Below are 17,237 nucleotides of genomic sequence, written 5' to 3' on the forward strand. Positions count from 1 at the left end.
GCCCGCCAGGTACTTGAACACCAATACGGACTATGCAGAGCATTGCGCGATCGCGAAGTGAACTATTTTGACTTCTGGCTTCAGGCGCAACGCCGGGAGGTTAAAGTCAAAATGCTCAGGGAGCTTTCGGAAATTGCTTTCAATAACTGTATTAAACCGCAGTCCGACGCCTATACCCTTATGGTTGTGCGCCTTGCGGCCATTAGCAAAGATAAAAGCAGGCTGGAGGAGTGGCTTGATCTCTATCCTGAAGAGAATCGTGATGATTTTACGCAAACCGCGATACCGGAATATGTTTTCGAGCAGCAGCTTCAGCGGCTTAGTCAGTCACCCACCTTTCATTTTCCCTTTAATGCGGTGGACGCATCTAACGCCATTATTTATGACAACGAAAAAAAATTAATGGAAGCCCTCAGTGAAACTGTCATAAGAGAGCCTTATATCCAGGGACTTATCCCGCCCCCGTAGTGGCTGCTGCCCTCACAGCCATAACCCCCCATGTAAAATTCCTGTTAACCCGTTATCATAGCGTTTTTGCCCGGCCGGGTTTGTCAGGAGTTTTTATGAAATACATTGGAGCGCACGTCAGCGCGGCGGGCGGTGTCGCAAATGCCGCGATGCGCGCGGCGGAAATCGGGGCCACGGCCTTTGCTCTGTTCACCAAAAATCAGCGTCAGTGGCGCGCCGCACCACTGACCAGCGACACTATTGATGACTTTAAAGCCGCCTGCGAAAAATACGGCTACACCTCAGCGCAGATCCTGCCGCACGACAGCTACCTGATCAATCTGGGGCATCCGGTGAGTGAAGCGCTGGAAAAATCCCGCGAGGCGTTTCTTGATGAAGTGACCCGCTGCCAGCAGCTCGGCCTGAGCCTGCTGAACTTTCACCCCGGCAGTCATCTGATGCAGATCCCGGAAGAGGAATGCCTGGCGCGCATCGCCGAGTCGATCAATATCGTGCTGGATAAAACCGAAGGCGTCACCGCGGTGATCGAAAACACCGCCGGTCAGGGCAGTAATCTGGGCTTTAAGTTTGAACATCTGGCGGCGATCATCGACGGCGTGGAAGATAAATCCCGCGTCGGCGTCTGTATTGATACCTGCCATGCCTTTGCCGCCGGTTACGATCTGCGAAGCTTTGCAGAGTGTGAAAAAACCTTCGCAGAATTTGAACGCATTGTCGGCTTTAAGTATCTGCGCGGCATGCATCTGAACGATGCGAAAAGCGCGTTTGCCAGCCGCGTTGACCGCCACCACAGCCTTGGCGAAGGCAATATCGGTCATGATGCGTTTCGCTGGATCATGCAGGATGCGCGCTTCGACGGCATCCCGATGGTGCTGGAAACCGTCAACCCTGATATCTGGGCAGAGGAGATCGCCTGGCTGAAAGCGCAGCAGTATAGCGAAGTGACCGCATAAAAAAAGGACAGCCTGGGCTGTCCTTTTTGCATACCTCATCAGGGCGATGCAGGCCGGGTAAGCTTTGCGCCACCCGGCAACTCGTCCTCAGGCGACTTTCTCAGCCACCACCGTTTCCGGACGTTTCAGGAAGGCGTAAGCCAGACCAGCCAGCAGGGTACCGGCAATAATCGCCAGCAGATAACCCACTACCGGTGTGATTGCGCCCGGGATCAGCAGTACGAACAGACCGCCGTGCGGCGCCATCAGCTTCGCGCCAACCGCCATCGAGATAGCGCCGGTCACCGCGCCGCCCACGATACAGCATGGGATCACACGCATCGGATCACGGGCCGCGAACGGGATCGCGCCTTCAGAGATAAAGCACAGACCGAGCACCAGCGCGGCTTTGCCCCCTTCCTGCTGACCTTTGTCGAACTTTTTACGGGCAATCAGGGTGGCCACACCCATCGCCAGCGGCGGCACCATACCGGCGGCCATAATGGCAGCCATAGGCGCGTAAGTCTGGGTACTCAGCAGGCCCACGCCAAAGGCGTATGCCGCTTTGTTCACCGGACCGCCCATATCGGTACACATCATACCGCCGAGGATAGCGCCCAGCAGAACCGCGTTAGCGGTGCCCATGGTTTGCAGCCAGTGGGTCAGACCCGTCAGGATGCCCGCGACCGGTTTGCCGATCAGGTAGATCATCGCCAGGCCAACCACCAGGCTTGAGAACAGCGGAATGATCAGGATCGGTTTCAGCGCTTCCATGCTCGGCGGCAGCTTCAGTTTCTGGCTGATGGCTTTCGCCACGTAACCGGCAATAAAGCCTGCGATGATACCGCCAATAAAGCCGGAGCCGGTGCTTACCGCCAGCATACCGCCAATCAGACCCGGCGTCAGGCCCGGACGGTCAGCGATGGAGAACGCAATATAACCTGCCAGTACCGGCACCATCAGCGCGAAGGCTGAACCACCACCGATTTGCATCAGCGCAGCGGCAAGGGTATCCGGCGTTTTGAAGGCTTCTATACCAAACGCAAAGGAGAGCGCGATACACAGACCGCCCGCCACTACCATCGGCAGCATGTAGGACACACCGGTCAGCAGGTGACGATAAGCACCGCCGCCCTCTTTCTTCCCTTCGCTTGCCGCCTGCGGTTTACCCGACGGTTGATACGGCTTCGCTTCCGCCTGAGCTTTATCCAGCTCCTGCGCGGTTTTCTTCAGCGCCAGACCGGTCGAGGTGCGGTACATCGGCTTACCAGCGAATTTCGCCAGATCCACTTCGATGTCGGCCGCCACGATCACCAGATCCGCTTCCGCCACTTCTTCCGGGGTGATGGCATTGCCCGCGCCCACAGAGCCGCGGGTTTCCACTTTCACCCACCAGCCGCGTTTTTTGGCTTCGGTTTCTATGGCTTCCGCCGCCATAAAGGTGTGCGCCACGCCCGTCGGACAGGCGGTAACCGCCACTACGCGCTTCACGCCGCCGGTTGCAGCGGGTGCAGCCTCGGCCACTGGCGCGCTGTACGGCGCGGCGTGGTTTTTGGCTTCACTTAAAAACAGCTCCGGGTGGGCCACGGCGCGATTGATATCGCCCAGCCACACTTTTTTGCCGTTCAGCGCGCTGTCGTCCGGCACGCGGGTTCCTAATACAATCGCCAGTTCTGCATCATGCGGATTATCGATGATTTCGACATTGGCTTTTTGCGCCGCCACTCCCAACAAGGTTTTCGCCATGTAAGCGCGGGCCTGGCCGAGACTGGAGTCAATTATCAGCAGCGTTTTCATTATGCTCTCCTGCTGTTAGTTAAAGGGTTTTAAGTCAACGCGCGCCATCATCGCGGCCAACTGGGTACGGTCGGTAATGCCGACGTTGCTCTGGCTGACAGCCAGGGCGGCGACGGCGGTAGCAAGACGTAATGTATGCTCACTGGATTCACGCATCAGCAGGCCATAAATCAGGCCGCCAACCATTGAATCCCCTGCGCCAACGGTGCTGACCACTTCCATTGACGGCGGTTTGGCGATCCATTCGCCAGAGGCGTTAACCCACAACGCCCCTTCAGCGCCCAGAGAAATCACCACATGGGCGATGCCCTGCTCACGAAGTGCATGCGCCGCTTCGATAACATCTTTCAGTTCCGGTAATTTACGACCGGCCCAGATTTCCAGCTCGCGGCGGTTTGGTTTAACCAGCCATGGCGCGGCTTTAAGACCGGCCACCAGCGCTTCGCGGCTGCTGTCAAAAATGATGCACGGACACTGGCTGCGCAGGCGCGTCATCCAGTCGGTGAAGGCTTCCGGGCTGACGCCAGCGGGCAGGCTGCCGCTCACGCAAACCATGTCGAACTGGCCCAGCCAGCTCAGGGAATCCGCAACGAAACGCTCCCAGTCTGCCGGGGTAACATCAAAGCCGGAGAAATTAAAGTCGGTCACTTCGCCGTCTTTTTCGGTCAGCTTGACGTTGATACGCGTACGGCCCTGCACCACCTGAAAACGGTTGGCGATACCTAATTCGCTGAACAACTGCTGAAAGCCGTCCTGGTTATCTTTACCGAGGAAGCCGCCAACGGTGACATCGATGCCGAGGTCTTTCAGCACTTTAGCCACGTTGATGCCTTTACCTGCCGCATGCAGACCGGTAGTCCGCACCAGGTTGACTTCGCCGCGCTCCACTTCCGGGGTGTAGCCCACCAGATCGTAAGCCGGGTTAAGGGTGATAGTCGCAACACGTCTGCTCATTATGCGCCCTCCCCAAGACCAGCCGCGATGGCGTCGCCAATCGCTTTCAGCGCCTGTTCAGCATCTTCGCCCTGTGCGGTAAAGCGCAGGCGATGGCCTTTTTTCACGCCCAGCGCCACCACTTTCATCAGGCTGCGGCCGTTGGCAGGTTTGCCGCTGCCGTCGAGGTTGGTGACGGTCACATCGCAGTTAAACTGCTTGATGGTGTTGACCAGCATGGTGCCCGGACGGGCATGCAGGCCGTGTTCGTTACGCACCACGAACTCCGCGCTCAGCACGTCTTCCGCCATCGCGTCGTCGCTGGTCAGCAGTGCCAGCAGCGTGGCGGCATCCGCCGTCAGCAGACGGTCAGCTTTATTGTTCAGCAGCAGATCCGTCAGACGGTTGAGCACGGCGACCGGCTGGTCGTCGGTCATCGCCACGCTGATCAACAACTGGGCGTTTTCACCGTCAACGGTAAAGGCGCTGGCGGCGCGGCTTACGGCAATAGCGCTGCCGAGGTTGCCTTCGGCGCTGTCGTTCAGCCACACGCCCTGGCCCAGGTTCAGCGGTTTTTCATTAATGGCGCGGGTCACGAAAGCGGTGTCAACGGCACCCGCTTCTTTCAGACGTCCGGCGTTTACGGCCTGGAGCGTCACAATATCGCTGGCAGTAATGTCGAGCGTCAGCAAATCGTTATCCAGCTTCAGCGCTTCACTCTGTTTTTCACCCATCAGCAGGGCGCGCAGCTCTTCCGCCGTGGTGGCAGACTGCAACTGCGCCGCTACCGCATCGTCGCTTAACACGTGCGTCAGCTGACGCAGCAGGCCGAGGTGTTCGTCAGAACTGGCGGCGATGCCAATAGCGACGTAAGCCACCTGCCCTTCGCCCCACAGCACGCCCTGCGGGAACTGATAAACCTGAACGCCTGTTTTCAGCACCTGATCGCGGGTATCGGTCGTGCCGTGCGGAATGGCGATGCCATTGCCGAGGAAGGTGGAGGTTTGCTGCTCGCGGGCGAGCATACCGTTAACATAGCCATCAGCCACGTTGCCAGCCTGCACCAGGGCAGCGGCGATCTGACGGATAGCGTCTTCTTTACTGGTGGCCTGCTGGCCGGGATGAATATCCTGAACGGATAACTGGAACATAGATTTCCACTCCTGCTGAAGTTGAATCGTTTCAGCCTTCTGGTGAATTAACGCGCCATCCGGTAACGGGGAAGTTAAAGGATAGCGCTGAAACGTTTCAAGAAGTCTTGCTCTTTATCCGTCAGCACGCAAGAAATCTCGTCTTTCCGCTTAAAGAATTTAGATGTACAGCACATTTTTGCTGCGGCGCTGGTTTTTTTGCTGATGCTGCTGACGCCGCCGCTGCGTCTGTTTCAGCAACTTCAGCCGTAATGAGAATTATTTTGAAATGCTATTTTGATTTTTTGTGGCACTTTTTCGTTAGCGTCTGTCTATTTTCTGAGTAGCGGCGTAAACTCCGCGTCTTCTTCAGAACGCAGAACCGAAAAGATGCACATTACCCCCGCAGCCGCCTCTCCCAAACCGTTTGACGTCACCTCCACGGCGTTTTTGATTGTGGCCTTTCTCACCGGCATTGCCGGTGCCCTGCAGACGCCGACGCTGAGCTTATTTCTGACTAACGAAGTGCATGCCCGCCCGGCGATGGTCGGCTTTTTCTTCACCGGCAGCGCGGTGATCGGCATTCTGGTCAGCCAGTTTCTTGCCGGGCGTTCGGATCGCAAAGGCGACCGTAAAAACCTCATCGTCTTCTGCTGTCTGTTCGGCGTGCTGGCCTGTACGCTCTTTGCCTTTAACCGTAACTATTTCATTCTGTTGTTTATCGGCGTCTTCCTGAGCAGCTTTGGCTCAACCGCAAACCCGCAGATGTTCGCCCTTGCCCGTGAACATGCGGATCGCACCGGCCGCGAAGCGGTGATGTTCAGCTCGATCCTGCGCGCGCAGGTGTCGCTGGCCTGGGTGATCGGACCGCCGCTGGCCTATGCGCTGGCAATGGGATTCGGCTTTACGATGATGTATCTGAGCGCGGCTATTGCCTTTGTGGTGTGCGGGATCATGGTGTGGTTTTTTCTGCCAACCATGCGCAAAGAGCCGGTGCTGGCGACCGGCGTGCTGGAAGCGCCGCGCACCAACAGACGCGATGCGCTGCTGCTGTTTGTCATCTGTACCCTGATGTGGGGCACCAACAGCCTGTATATCATCAATATGCCGCTGTTTATCATTAATGAGCTGCATCTGCCGGAAAAGCTGGCGGGTGTGATGATGGGTACCGCCGCCGGGCTTGAGATCCCGACCATGCTGATTGCGGGTTACTACGCTAAACGCTTCGGCAAGCGCTTTCTGATGCGCATCGCGGTGGTCGCCGGGCTGATTTTTTACGCCGGGATGCTGACCGTGCACACGCCGGTATTACTGCTTGCTTTACAGCTGCTGAACGCCGTATACATCGGTATTCTTGCCGGTATCGGCATGCTCTATTTTCAGGATCTGATGCCAGGCCAGGCGGGGGCTGCCACCACGCTTTATACTAATACCACCCGCGTCGGCTGGATCATCGCCGGGTCGCTGGCGGGCGTGGTGGCGGAGTTCTGGAGCTATCACGCGGTATTCTGGTTTGCGCTGGTGATGATCGTCGTCACCATGGCATGCCTGGCGCGCATAAAAGATGTTTAAGGCGCGGTCTGTCTTTCCAGATCGATAAGGTAAACCATCGCCTGGGCGCGCATGCTGCCGCACATCTCGCGGGAGGGTTGCAGTCCGGCGCAGACTTTCGGGCGCAGCGGCGAGCGGAACAGCTTACAGCGCTGCTGCTCGTCAAGCTGAACGCAGGGGGTATTGGCGGGTTTGCCGTCCGGCATACCGGGGATCGGGCTGCTGATGGATGGCGCGGTACAACAGGCTCCGCAATCGCTGCGACACTCCATAAACGGCTCTCTTTTGGCGGGGGTGATCGGGGTTGTCATCCCACGTTTGCGCACGCTATCACTTTTTGTGGTGAACATGCAAAACATGCTGATTCCCCTTGCCTGAAACGCCCCTCGCGAGTAATTTGTCGCGATATTTTTACCCTTTTCCCAAACAGGATTAATAATGCCAAGAGCGAATGAAATTAAAAAAGGTATGGTGCTGAATTACAACGGCAAACTGCTGATTGTGAAAAATATCGATATTCAGTCACCGAGCGCCCGTGGCGCAGCGACGCTGTATAAAATGCGTTTTTCTGACGTCCGTACCGGGATGAAAGTTGAAGAGCGTTTTAAAGGCGACGACATCGTGGATACCGTGACGCTGACCCGTCGTTTCGTTGACTTCTCTTATGTCGACGGCAACGAATACGTGTTTATGGATAAAGAAGATTACACGCCGTATATCTTCACCAAAGAGCAGATCGAAGACGAACTGCAATTTATTCCTGAAGGCGGTATGCCGGACATGCAGGTGTTAACCTGGGATGGTCAGCTGCTGGCGCTGGAGCTGCCGCAGACGGTGGATCTGGAAATTGTGGAAACGGCACCGGGCATTAAAGGCGCTTCAGCCAGCTCCCGTACCAAGCCTGCCACCCTGAGCACCGGTCTGGTGATCCAGGTACCGGAATACCTGACCACGGGCGAGAAGATCCGCATTCATATCGAAGAAAGCCGTTATATGGGCCGAGCGGATTAAGGCACATTTTCGCCCGGCGGCGCAAGCTTGCCGGGCCTACATGTAGGCCGGGTTAGCGCAGCGCCACCCGGCAATTGTTTTACCATTTTACCGTTCTAAAGCAGTTCCGGGAACAGCGTATGTTTCAGCGCCAGTTCCACGCCGCGTACTTCCGCCATCCCTTTCAGACGACCAATTGCCGAATAGCCAGGGTTGGTTTTCTTACGCAGATCGTCCAGCATCTGGTGCCCGTGATCGGGACGGAACGGGATCGGTCGTAAATCTCCGGCCTTCTTACGACGCAGTTCTTCAGTGAGGATCGCTTTCACCACCGCCACCATATCAACGTCGCCCTGTAGATGCGCGGCTTCGTGGAAGGTTTTCGGGTTCGCCTCGCGGCAGGTGGAACGCAGATGCGTAAAGTGAATACGGTCGCCAAAGGTTTCCACCATCTTCACCAGATCGTTATCTGCCCGCACGCCGTAAGAGCCGGTGCACATGGTGAAGCCGTTGTGAATGCTGTCGACGCACATTTTCAGCCACTGCATATCTTCAATGGTGGAAACAATACGCGGCAGGCCAAGGATCGGGCGCGGCGGATCGTCCGGGTGAACGGCCAGACGCACGCCCACTTCTTCCGCCACCGGCACAATGGCTTTCAGGAACACGGCCATGTTTTCACGCAGCTGTTCTTTATTAATGCCATCGTACTCCGCCAGGCGCGCGCGGAACTGATCCAGCGTATAGCCCTCTTCCGCCCCCGGCAGACCGGCAATGATATTACGCGTCAGCTTTTCAATTTCCGCGTCGCTGGCGGCGTTAAAGAATTCCAGCGCCTGACGCTGCTCTTCTTCGGTGTAGTCTGCCTGCGCCCCTTCGCGTTTCAGGATATGCAGCTCGAAAGCGGCAAAGGCAATCTGATCAAAACGCAGGGCTTTGGAGCCGTCCGGCAGCGTGTATTCCAGGTCGGTACGCGTCCAGTCGAGGATCGGCATAAAGTTGTAGCAGACGGTATCGATGCCGCAGGCCGCCAGATTACGGATACTCTGCTGATAATTGGCAATCCAGGTTTTGTATTCGCCGCTGTGGGTTTTGATGTCTTCGTGTACCGGAATACTTTCCACTACCGACCAGGTAAGGCCTTTTTCAGCCAGCTGCGCCTGGCGCTGTTTGATTTCTTCCACCGGCCATACCTGACCGTTAGGAATATGATGCAGTGCGGTGACCACGCCGGTTGCGCCCGCCTGACGGACGTCATCAAGAGATACCGGATCGTTCGGTCCATACCAACGCCAGGTTTGTTCCATCGCCTAACCCTCTAAAAGTTGTTATACCAATACAGTCAAAGCCAATGACGACTACCATACATGTTTATTTCCGGCGATCAAACCCCACCGTATCCCAGATTGATCCAGCTCACATTCCCCGTAAAATTAAGGCATACCAATTCAATTTGCTGTCATATAACTTTACACTGCATCTTGTTAATTATTAGTTAATCAGGTGTTTATTAATGAAGACAATCGCCTCGCAAACGCTGCCGGAAAACGTCCGCTTACCGCAGTATGATCGCTCCCTGCTGCGCTCGCGCATCGTGCATTTCGGTTTTGGCGCTTTTCATCGCGCGCATCAGGCGCTGTTAACGGACCGGGTGCTGAACGCCCGGGGCGGCGATTGGGGGATCTGCGAAATCAGCCTGTTCAGCGGCGACCGGTTAATGACGCAATTGCGTGAGCAGGAGCACCTGTTCACCGTGCTGGAAAAAGGCGCGACGGGCAACGAGGCGATTATCGTCGGCGCGGTTCACGAATGCCTGAACGCCAAACTGGACTCCCTGCCCGCCATCATCGAAAAATTCTGCGAGCCGCAGGTGGCGATTGTGTCGCTGACCATCACGGAAAAAGGTTACTGCATCGATCCGGCGACCGGCAAACTGGATCTTAACCAGCCGCGTATCGTGCACGATCTGCAAAACCCCACCGAGCCGCACTCTGCGCCGGGGATTCTGGTGGAAGCGCTCGCCCGCCGTCGCGATCGCGGCCTTGCGCCTTTTACCGTGCTCTCCTGCGACAATATTCCCGATAACGGCCATGTGGTGAAAAACGCCGTGCTCGGTATGGCGCAGCAGCGCTCCGCTGAGCTGGCGCAGTGGATCAACGACAAAGTGAGCTTCCCCGGCACCATGGTCGATCGCATCGTACCGGCGGCAACGGATGAATCGCTGGCGGAAATTACCCGCACGCTGGGGGTGGAAGATCCCTGCGCCATCAGCTGTGAGCCTTTTATTCAATGGGTAGTCGAAGATAACTTTGTTGCCGGACGCCCGGCATGGGAAGTGGCTGGCGTGCAACTGGTGCAGGATGTGCTGCCGTGGGAGCAAATGAAGCTGCGTATGCTGAACGGCAGCCACTCTTTCCTTGCCTATCTGGGCTATCTGGCGGGTTTTGCCCATATCAGCGACTGCATGCAGGATACGCATTTTCGCCGCGCCGCCCGCCGTCTGATGCTGGAAGAGCAGGCACCGACGCTGCGCATCACCGATGTGGATCTCACCGCTTACGCCGACAGCCTGATCGACCGTTTTGCCAACCCGGCGCTGCAACACCGGACCTGGCAGATCGCCATGGACGGCAGCCAGAAATTGCCGCAGCGTATGCTGGACGGGATCCGCGTGCATCTGCAACGCGGTACGCCCTGGCCGCTGCTGGCGCTGGGCGTCGCTGGCTGGATGCGCTATGTCAGCGGCGTTGACGATGCCGGGCAGGCGATTGATATTCGCGATCCGCTGGTGGAAAAATTCCGCGCCATCGTCGAAACCAGCGAGCCGGACGATCGCGTACCCGCCCTGCTGACGCTGACGGAAATCTTCGGCAGCGACCTGCCGGCCGATCCGGCGTTCGTCAATGCGATCCAGGCGGCCTGGCAACAGATTGCTGATAAAGGCGCGCATCAGGCGGTGATTGACACGCTCGCTCATTAACAATTCCAGCCATTAAAGCGGACAGAGAAGCCATCTGTCCGCCCTTTCACTTCTCTTTTCCTTCTTTTTTCGCCAGGATTAGCATTATTGTTACTTAATAACAGTTAACAGATCTAATCATGGAGCTTATATGACCAGGACCAACCTGATCACCGGTTTTCTGGGTAGCGGTAAAACCACCTCTATTTTGCATCTGCTGGCGCAGAAGGATCCCACCGAAAAATGGGCCGTGCTGGTGAATGAATTTGGTGAGGTCGGCATTGACGGCGCATTGCTGGCGGACAGCGGCGCGCTGTTAAAAGAGATCCCCGGCGGCTGTATGTGCTGCGTGAATGGTTTGCCAATGCAGGTGGGGCTGAATACCCTGCTGCGCCAGGGCAAGCCGGACCGTTTACTGATTGAGCCTACCGGCCTGGGCCATCCGAAGCAGATCCTCGATATGCTCACCGCCCCGGTTTATGAGCCGTGGATCGAATTACAGGCCACCCTCTGCCTGCTCGATCCACGTCAGCTACTGGATGAAAAGGCTGTAAACAATGAGAACTTCCGCGACCAGCTGGCGGCGGCAGATATTATCATCGCCAACAAAGCGGATCGCCGCACGCCGGAAAGCGAGCAGGCGCTGGCGCAGTGGTGGCAGCAGTACGGCGGCGATCGGGAGTTATTCACCGCCACCCAGGGAAATATCGACCCCGCCCTGCTGGATCGCCCGCGCCGCAATCAGCGTGAGCTGCCCGAAAGCGCCGCGCATCAGCACAGCCATGGCGATAAAAAAGGCCTTGCCGCGCTGAGTCTGCCGTCCCACCAGCGCTGGCGTCGCAGCCTCAACAGTGGGCAGGGCCATCAGGCCTGCGGCTGGATCTTTGATGCTGAAACCCGTTTCGACACCATTGGCCTGCTGGAGTGGGCGCGGCTGGCGCCGGTGGATCGCGTTAAAGGCGTGATGCGCATTCCCGAAGGGCTGGTGCGTATTAATCGTCAGGGACAGGATTTGCGTATCGAAACGCAAAATGTATCGCCGCCGGACAGCCGTATTGAGCTGATCACCGCTGATGAAGCGGACTGGAATGCACTTCAGTCAACTTTGTTGAAGCTTCGTTTAGCCGACGAGAATTAACGTTAGGGTTGATACCTTAGTTTCTGATGAATACATGAAAACGCGACTTCCCCTGATTTTACTGTTAAATGCCGCCGGTCTGGCGCTGTTTTTATCCTGGTTCCTGCCGGTAAACCATGGCATGTGGTTTACCCTCGACTCGGCTATTTTTCATTTCTTTAATGAAAAGCTGACAGAAAGCCGTGCCTTTCTGTGGCTGGTCGCTTTCACCAACAACCGCGCCTTTGATGCCTGCTCCCTGCTGGCGATGGGCGCGCTGATGGTGAGCTTCTGGCGTAACGCCGATGCGGCGGGCCGTCGCCGCGTGGTGATGATAGGCCTGATGATGCTGTTCACCGCCGTGGTGATCAACCAGCTGGCGCAGGCGCTGTACCCGATAAAACGCGCCAGCCCGTCGTTATTCTTTGAGCATGTCAACCGCGTCAGCGATTTGCTGAGCGTTATTCCTACTAAAGATGCCTCGAAAGACAGCTTCCCCGGGGATCACGGCATGATGCTGCTTATTTTTTCAGCAGTCATGTGGCGTTATTTTGGTAAAGGCGCCTTTGCCATTGCCCTGCTTATTGTGGTGGTTTTCGCGTTCCCGCGGGTAATGATAGGCGCGCACTGGTTTACTGATATTGTCGTCGGCTCCCTTTCTGCCGTGCTCATTGGCTTACCCTGGTTTTTGTTGACACCCCTTAGCGATAAAATCGTTTCACTGTTTGACTATTATTTGCCTTATAAAAATAAACAACTTTTAAACAAATAAATAACTTCTTTTTACCGCCATTGCAGGGATCGACAAGGATCCCTGCAAAATAAAGTTGGCCCTTCCTCCTTTCCGTCATACGCCTGTCACAAAATTTCTCCAGCTAAATGAGCGGCATGCATGGTTTTTAAGCTAAATTGCTTGCTTTTTGTACAAAGATTTATTTTCACTTTCGGTATCATAATTTCTTATAAAAAAACACATAAAAAGTCTCGCATTGCCTGGGGTGATAAGGTAATCTCGACTGCGTTTCGCCTCACAGACATAAAATATTCCCGCTGTGAATAAATTTGTGCGTTAAACCACAGATTTGACCTGGAGGAATTGTGTCGTAGTGCGCAGGTAATTAATCTCGTCACGTTTGGCATTTATATAGCGATATTTATCGTTAAGGACTTCAAGGGAAAATAAACAACATGGTCAAATCTCAACCGTTTTTGAGATATCTCGGGCGGGCGATCCCCGCGTTAGCAGTAGCGGTACTGCTTTCAGCTTGTTCAACTAATACCGCAAAGAATATGCACCCTGAGACGCATGTTGTGGGCACCGAAGATGCCTCGTCACTGCAAGCCTCTCAGGATGAATTTGAGACGATGGTTCGTAATCTGGATGTTAAATCCCGCCTTATGGATCAATACGCAAGCTGGAAAGGCGTTCGTTACCGTCTTGGCGGCGATACCAAAAAAGGTATTGATTGCTCCGGTTTCGTACAGCGTACTTTCCGCGAACAGTTTGGTTTAGAACTGCCGCGTTCAACCTATGAACAGCAGGAAATGGGCAAATCCGTTTCACGCACCAGCTTACGCACCGGCGATCTGGTCCTGTTCAGAGCCGGTTCTACCGGACGTCACGTTGGTATTTATATTGGCAACAACCAGTTTGTCCATGCCTCTACCAGCAGCGGTGTCGTGATTTCAAGTATGGATGAGCCATACTGGAAAAAACGTTATAACGAAGCGCGTCGCGTTTTAGTCCGCAGTTAACGTATCGCCTGTTGGTTTCCCTTGACTGACATGACGACATAAAAAAGAAGCGCTGCTCCGGCAGTGCTTTTTTTTTGCCTGCTGACGGCTGAAGTCTTTCCAGGCTATAGTCTGACAATTCAAAGCGATCCTCTGTCTTATCTGGATACCGTACCCCTATGCCGATCCGCTTAACGCATGCCAGCCGCAAAATTCTGATCATCAGTATTCTGACAGGCATTCTGACGGGCATCGTGGCAGGAGGCCTGCAATTTAGTATTGCGCAACACCATCGTGAAATTCAGTTAGATCGTTTATTCAGCGATATTAAAGCTAACGTTGAACATTATTTTAGCGATCTGCATACCACCAGCGATTTACTGCAACCGTTAGCCTTAAGCCCCTGTGAAAAAGTCAGCAGCGAATTAACATCGCGGGCGGCATTCAGCGTGAACGTGCGGGCGTTTTTACTGGTACGTAACCATAATGCGTTTTGCTCCTCCGCCACCGGCGCGATGGATGTGCCGCTGACCGATCTGATACCGGGTATTGATGTCAGCAAAAAGCTCGATATGGTGATCCTGCCCGGCACGCCGATGATGCCCGATACTCCCGCAATCGGCATCTGGTATCAAAGCCCGCTGCGGGATGAACACGGGGTTTTCGTCTCCGTTAACGTTAATCTCGCCCCTTCGTTGATCAACGCTTCCCTGCGGGATAATTATCAGGGCGTTGCGCTGGCGACAGGCGATAACGCTATCTCCACCTTTTCCGCCCGGCTGATTTCCCCGGGGGATGTCTCTGCGCAGTCGGTACGTCATGCGGCCATCGACAGCCTGCCGCTCACCCTCTGGCTGTATGCCGAACGCTGGACGCCGCAGGACATTCAGCTGGCGCTGCTGCCCGCGCTGATGGCGGGTCTGCTGGCGGGTTTACTCTGCGCCCTGTTGCTGCACCGGCGTCTGCGGCCTGGCAGAGAGATTTTGCAGGCCATTAAAAACGATCAATTTTATGTGGTGTATCAACCGGTGGTGGATGCGGGCACGCTGCGCGTCAGCGGCGCGGAAGTGCTGCTGCGCTGGAAGCATCCGACGAAGGGTGAGATCTCCCCGAATACCTTTATTCCCCTCGCTGAAGCGCAAAAACTGATGGTACCGCTGACGCAGCACCTGTTTCGGCTGATCGCCCGTGACGCCGCTGCTTTACAAAGCGTGCTCCCCGTGGGCGGCAAGCTCGGCATCAATATCGCCACCGGCCATCTGCATGCCGCCAGCTTTATTGAAGATCTTGATCGTCTGAATGCCGCCCTGCCCGTGCAGCATTTCAGCATCGTACTGGAAATTACCGAGCGTCATATGCTTAAGCATGGCGAAGCGGCGGCGCTGTTTAAGGCCCTGCATCAGAAAGGCTATGAAATTGCCATTGATGATTTCGGCACCGGCCACAGCGCGCTGATTTATCTGGAGCGTTTTACCCTGGATTACCTGAAAATCGATCGCGCCTTTGTGAGCGTCATTGATATGGAAACCGCCGCCTCGCCGGTGCTGGACACCGTGCTGCTGCTGGCGAAACGGCTGAACATGCAGACCGTTGCGGAAGGCGTGGAAACCGCTGACCAGGCCAGATGGCTGCGCGCCCGTGGGGTGAACTTTTTGCAGGGCTACTGGTTTTGCCGCCCGATGACGCTGTCCCAGCTGCAAAACTGGCAGCCACCGCCTTTTTCTGTTCAGCTTCAGGGGTGAAGCATTTACCATCCACCAGCCTGTACCTTATTATTCACCGGTCTTAGCGCTGGTAAAAGGAAGCCGCCCGATGATGTCTCTGCGCGTAATAATGATGCTGTTCGCCCTGGTGAGCCTGACCGCTCAGGCACAGACCATAAAAGAGAGCTACGCCTTTTCGGTGATTGGCGAGCCGAAATACGCCGCGGATTTCAGCCATTTTGATTACGTCAATCCGGCAGCGCCGAAGGGCGGCAACATTACGCTTGCGGTGATCGGCACCTTTGATAACTTCAACCGCTACGCCCTGCGCGGTAATGCCGCGGTGCGCACCGAGGCGCTGTATGACACCTTATTCACCACTTCGGACGATGAGCCGGGCAGTTACTATCCGCTGATCGCGGAAATGGCGCGCTATGCGGATGACTTTTCCTGGGCGGAGATCGCCATTAATCCAAAGGCCACCTTTCAGGACGGCACGCCCGTCAAAGCCAGCGACGTGGCCTTTTCCTTTCATAAATTCATGACCGAAGGCGTGCCGCAGTTCCGGCTGATTTACAAGGGCACCACGGTCAAAGCCATCGCGCCGCTCACCGTACGCATTGCGCTGGCCAAACCCGGTAAAGAAGATCTGCTGAGCCTGTTCAGCCTGCCGGTGATGCCGGAGAAATTCTGGAAAAACCATAAGCTCAGCGATCCGCTGTCCGTGCCGCCATTAGGCGGCGGGCCGTACCGCATCAGCCAGTGGCGTATGGGGCAGTATATCGCCTACACCCGCGTGCGGGATTACTGGGCGGCGGATCTGCCGGTCAATCGCGGACGCTGGAATTTCGATAATATTCGCTACGACTACTATCTGGACGATAACGTGGCTTTCGAAGCCTTCAAGGCCGGGGCGTTTGATTTCCGTCAGGAAGGGGATGCCAAAAACTGGGCGACGCGCTATACCGGCAAAAATTTCGCCAACCACTTTATTATTAAAGACGAGCAGAAAAACGAATCGGCGCAGGATACGCGCTGGCTGGCGTTTAATAACCAGCGTCCGCTGTTTCAGGATCGCCGGGTTCGGCAAGCGCTCACCCTTGCCTTCGATTTTGAATGGATGAACAAAGCGCTGTTCTATAGCGCCTATTCACGAACCAACAGCTATTTCCAGAATACGGAATACGCCGCCCGTGGCTACCCGGATGCCGCCGAACTGACGCTGCTGGCGCCGATGAAAGCAGGGCTGCCGCCGGAGGTGTTTACCTCCATCTACCAGCCGCCCGTCTCGCAGGGCAACGGCTTTGACCGTAATAATCTGCTGAAAGCCGGTCAACTGCTGGATGCGGCGGGCTGGGTGCTGAAGGGCAAACAGCGTGTGAATGCGAAAACCGGAAAACCCTTCAGCTTTGAGCTGCTGCTGCCCGCCGGGAGCAACAATCTCTGGGTGATGCCCTTCCAGCATAATCTGGCGCGGCTTGGCGTAACGCTCAACGTACGCCAGGTGGATAACTCCCAGCTCACCAACCGCCTGCGCAGCCGTGATTTTGACATGATGCCGCGCACCTTACAGGCACGGCCATGGCCGGATACCGATCTGCAAATTTCCTGGGGCTCGGCCTACCTGAATTCCACCTATAACACGCCGGGCGTCACCAGCCCGATCATCGATGCGCTGCTTGAAAAAATCATTGCCGCGCAGGGCGATAAAGAAAAGTTGCTGCCGCTGGGCCGGGCGCTGGATCGGGTGCTGACGTGGAATTATTACATGCTGCCGATGTGGTTTATGGCGTCCGATCGCCTCGCTTACTGGGATAAATTTTCCATGCCCGCGCAGCGCCCGGTCTATTCCATCGGGTTTGATACCTGGTGGTACGACGTCAACAAAGCGGCGAAACTGCCCGCTGCCAGACGTTAAGGAGA

At 55.9% G+C, this 17,237-nt stretch carries 15 protein-coding genes; 10 read left to right on the forward strand and 5 right to left on the reverse strand.

Translation table 11 applies throughout. The annotated features are described in order from the left end of the window. A partial coding sequence (locus QRD42_RS17935) for a hypothetical protein (protein ID WP_321987780.1) occupies positions 1 to 468 on the forward strand: 468 nt, incomplete at its 5' end. Positions 469 to 563: 95 nt separating this feature from the next. Next, a complete protein-coding gene (nfo, locus tag QRD42_RS17940) occupies positions 564 to 1,421 on the forward strand; it encodes a deoxyribonuclease IV (RefSeq protein WP_318362859.1) in 858 nt (285 codons plus the stop codon). 87 nt (positions 1,422 to 1,508) lie between these two features. Here nfo and fruA read toward each other — a convergent pair whose 3' ends face one another. The 3 genes from fruA to fruB are packed head-to-tail and all read right to left on the reverse strand — an operon-like array spanning position 1,509 to position 5,281. Next, entirely contained in the window at positions 1,509 to 3,197 is a 1,689-nt protein-coding gene (gene fruA, locus QRD42_RS17945; RefSeq protein ID WP_072569142.1) for a PTS fructose transporter subunit IIBC, read from the reverse strand. A gap of 15 nt (positions 3,198 to 3,212) precedes the next feature. Beyond that, positions 3,213 to 4,151 carry a 1-phosphofructokinase gene (gene fruK, locus QRD42_RS17950; RefSeq protein ID WP_072569143.1) on the reverse strand — a complete coding sequence of 313 codons (939 nt, stop codon included), beginning with the start codon at positions 4,149 to 4,151 and terminating at the stop codon, positions 3,213 to 3,215. Then, positions 4,151 to 5,281 (reverse strand): fused PTS fructose transporter subunit IIA/HPr protein, encoded by a 1,131-nt coding sequence (gene fruB, locus QRD42_RS17955; protein WP_321987781.1) that lies wholly within the window; start codon positions 5,279 to 5,281, stop codon positions 4,151 to 4,153. Before fruB ends, fruK begins: the two co-directional genes overlap by 1 nt. 369 nt (positions 5,282 to 5,650) lie before the next feature. Between fruB and setB the strand changes: the two genes are divergently transcribed. Next, positions 5,651 to 6,832 (forward strand): sugar efflux transporter SetB, encoded by a 1,182-nt coding sequence (gene setB, locus QRD42_RS17960; RefSeq protein ID WP_072569145.1) that lies wholly within the window; start codon positions 5,651 to 5,653, stop codon positions 6,830 to 6,832. On the opposite strand, the gene QRD42_RS17965 is transcribed toward setB, so the two are convergent. Continuing rightward, positions 6,829 to 7,083 (reverse strand): YkgJ family cysteine cluster protein, encoded by a 255-nt coding sequence (locus QRD42_RS17965; protein WP_321988789.1) that lies wholly within the window; start codon positions 7,081 to 7,083, stop codon positions 6,829 to 6,831. The two genes, setB and QRD42_RS17965, sit on opposite strands and share 4 nt — an antisense overlap. Positions 7,084 to 7,249: 166 nt before the next feature. Here QRD42_RS17965 and yeiP point away from each other — a divergent pair, with 166 nt between their 5' ends. Then, on the forward strand, positions 7,250 to 7,822 hold the full coding sequence (gene yeiP / locus QRD42_RS17970) for an elongation factor P-like protein YeiP (RefSeq protein WP_072569146.1): 573 nt from the start codon (positions 7,250 to 7,252) through the stop codon (positions 7,820 to 7,822). Positions 7,823 to 7,917: 95 nt separating this feature from the next. Here yeiP and uxuA read toward each other — a convergent pair whose 3' ends face one another. Next, positions 7,918 to 9,108 carry a mannonate dehydratase gene (gene uxuA / locus QRD42_RS17975; RefSeq protein WP_321987782.1) on the reverse strand — a complete coding sequence of 397 codons (1,191 nt, stop codon included), beginning with the start codon at positions 9,106 to 9,108 and terminating at the stop codon, positions 7,918 to 7,920. 206 nt (positions 9,109 to 9,314) lie between these two features. Here uxuA and QRD42_RS17980 point away from each other — a divergent pair, with 206 nt between their 5' ends. The 6 genes from QRD42_RS17980 (at position 9,315) to QRD42_RS18005 (ending at position 17,232) form a co-directional block, all read left to right on the forward strand. After that, complete coding sequence (locus tag QRD42_RS17980; protein ID WP_318362855.1) at positions 9,315 to 10,781, forward strand: mannitol dehydrogenase family protein; 1,467 nt, start codon at positions 9,315 to 9,317, stop codon at positions 10,779 to 10,781. Positions 10,782 to 10,911: 130 nt separating this feature from the next. Further along, positions 10,912 to 11,898: a CobW family GTP-binding protein gene (locus QRD42_RS17985; protein WP_321987783.1), complete on the forward strand. Its 987-nt coding sequence runs from the start codon at positions 10,912 to 10,914 to the stop codon at positions 11,896 to 11,898. A 34-nt stretch (positions 11,899 to 11,932) separates the two neighbouring features. Next, positions 11,933 to 12,649 carry a phosphatase PAP2 family protein gene (locus tag QRD42_RS17990; RefSeq protein ID WP_321987784.1) on the forward strand — a complete coding sequence of 239 codons (717 nt, stop codon included), beginning with the start codon at positions 11,933 to 11,935 and terminating at the stop codon, positions 12,647 to 12,649. Positions 12,650 to 13,065: 416 nt separating this feature from the next. Then, positions 13,066 to 13,632, forward strand: a complete 567-nt coding sequence (gene mepS / locus QRD42_RS17995) for a bifunctional murein DD-endopeptidase/murein LD-carboxypeptidase (protein ID WP_072569151.1) — start codon at positions 13,066 to 13,068, stop codon at positions 13,630 to 13,632. A gap of 158 nt (positions 13,633 to 13,790) precedes the next feature. Next, a complete protein-coding gene (locus QRD42_RS18000) occupies positions 13,791 to 15,353 on the forward strand; it encodes a cyclic di-GMP phosphodiesterase (protein ID WP_321987785.1) in 1,563 nt (520 codons plus the stop codon). 73 nt (positions 15,354 to 15,426) lie between these two features. Continuing rightward, positions 15,427 to 17,232 (forward strand): extracellular solute-binding protein, encoded by a 1,806-nt coding sequence (locus QRD42_RS18005; RefSeq protein WP_321988790.1) that lies wholly within the window; start codon positions 15,427 to 15,429, stop codon positions 17,230 to 17,232. Positions 17,233 to 17,237: the final 5 nt, after the last annotated feature.

Source organism: Enterobacter sp. PGRG2, assembly GCF_030291195.1.
In the GTDB taxonomy this organism is placed as follows: Bacteria; Pseudomonadota; Gammaproteobacteria; order Enterobacterales; family Enterobacteriaceae; genus Enterobacter_D.

Bases quoted from the DNA above. Each gene is read 5' to 3' on its own strand.
- mepS (WP_072569151.1), top strand. From the start codon at position 13,066: ATGGTCAAATCTCAACCGTTTTTGAGATATCTCGGGCGGGCGATCCCC.
- QRD42_RS17965 (WP_321988789.1), bottom strand. From the start codon at position 7,083: ATGGAGTGTCGCAGCGATTGCGGAGCCTGTTGTACCGCGCCATCCATC.
- yeiP (WP_072569146.1), top strand. From the start codon at position 7,250: ATGCCAAGAGCGAATGAAATTAAAAAAGGTATGGTGCTGAATTACAAC.
- QRD42_RS18000 (WP_321987785.1), top strand. From the start codon at position 13,791: ATGCCGATCCGCTTAACGCATGCCAGCCGCAAAATTCTGATCATCAGT.
- QRD42_RS17980 (WP_318362855.1), top strand. From the start codon at position 9,315: ATGAAGACAATCGCCTCGCAAACGCTGCCGGAAAACGTCCGCTTACCG.
- fruB (WP_321987781.1), bottom strand. From the start codon at position 5,281: ATGTTCCAGTTATCCGTTCAGGATATTCATCCCGGCCAGCAGGCCACC.
- fruK (WP_072569143.1), bottom strand. From the start codon at position 4,151: ATGAGCAGACGTGTTGCGACTATCACCCTTAACCCGGCTTACGATCTG.
- setB (WP_072569145.1), top strand. From the start codon at position 5,651: ATGCACATTACCCCCGCAGCCGCCTCTCCCAAACCGTTTGACGTCACC.
- QRD42_RS18005 (WP_321988790.1), top strand. From the start codon at position 15,427: ATGTCTCTGCGCGTAATAATGATGCTGTTCGCCCTGGTGAGCCTGACC.
- nfo (WP_318362859.1), top strand. From the start codon at position 564: ATGAAATACATTGGAGCGCACGTCAGCGCGGCGGGCGGTGTCGCAAAT.
- QRD42_RS17985 (WP_321987783.1), top strand. From the start codon at position 10,912: ATGACCAGGACCAACCTGATCACCGGTTTTCTGGGTAGCGGTAAAACC.
- QRD42_RS17990 (WP_321987784.1), top strand. From the start codon at position 11,933: ATGAAAACGCGACTTCCCCTGATTTTACTGTTAAATGCCGCCGGTCTG.
- uxuA (WP_321987782.1), bottom strand. From the start codon at position 9,108: ATGGAACAAACCTGGCGTTGGTATGGACCGAACGATCCGGTATCTCTT.
- fruA (WP_072569142.1), bottom strand. From the start codon at position 3,197: ATGAAAACGCTGCTGATAATTGACTCCAGTCTCGGCCAGGCCCGCGCT.